Consider the following 1,114-nt stretch of genomic DNA (forward strand, 5'->3'; position numbering starts at 1 on the left):
TATTCAAAAATGTTGGAGTAATTATGCAAAAGGTAATACAACAACAAGAAAATGACACTGTAGATATAGATAATGAGTTTAAAGACATAGAAAGAACTTGCTCTTTAAAAGGATATGGTGATATAAGCTGTATAACTGGTAGAGGTGTAAAAGTAAAAGATTCATATACAAAATTAATAGGACTTTTTTATATAGATACAGATAAACATATTTGGCAAAATGGAGATTATCAGATTGAACTTGAACTTAACTTTCAAAATATTATGGATGAAAAATCTGCTGGTCAAGATGAACAAAAAGAAGATGGCAGTTCAGAGTATACTGGAGGAACAGAGTTTCCTGCTGAATTTACTGCCTATTGTCCTAGAAAATCTGAGGGTGGAGATACAGATTGTAGAAAGAAAAAATTAGACCCTTCTAAAAAGACATGTGCAGCCCCTATGGTTGGCGCCTTTAAACAATCTTACTATACAAAAGATTTCTTAGATAAACATCCATTATTAAAATATGGTGATGAAATACAATTAGTTACAGGAGTTTCAAATCGAGATGGAACTTACAAAGTAAATGATGTCGGCTCTGCAATAATCATAGAAAAAGATGGAACATATCATATAGATATTTTATTTGGAAATGTGGAAGATATGATGGCTTTTGGAAGAAGAAAAGGAAAAATAGTCATAGGTGGTTATGCTGGAAACATGACAGCAAGAGCAAAAGCGGTAATAGCAGAGGCAAAAAAACATCTAGGCAAACCATACAAATGGGGTGGTAATGGACCAAGTAACTTTGACTGTTCTGGACTTATGGTATATTGCTTTAAAAAGGTTAATGTTAATTTACCAAGAACATCTAGTCAACAATCTAAAGTCGGTAAAAAAGTAGAACAAAGTAATTTGCAAGCAGGAGATTTAGTATTTTTCCATAATCCAGTTAGTCATGTTGGTTTATATATAGGTAATGGAGAATTTCTACATGCCCCACAAACAGGTGATGTAGTTAAAATAAGCAAAACAAGCAGTAGTTATTACACTAAAAACTTTTCTACGGCTCGAAGAGTTTTATAAAAAGAGGTGATAAAATGGCAGATCCAATTAATGAATTTATAGGAATA

At 32.0% G+C, this 1,114-nt stretch carries 1 protein-coding gene; it reads left to right on the forward strand.

The genetic code is table 11. The features are described from left to right. The coding region (locus tag IC173_RS20255) for an NlpC/P60 family protein (RefSeq protein WP_227856203.1) at positions 1–1,067 on the forward strand (1,067 nt) is incomplete at its 5' end. Positions 1,068–1,114: the final 47 nt, after the last annotated feature.

This window comes from Clostridioides sp. ES-S-0048-02 (assembly GCF_020658495.1).
Taxonomy (GTDB): Bacteria; Bacillota; Clostridia; order Peptostreptococcales; family Peptostreptococcaceae; genus Clostridioides.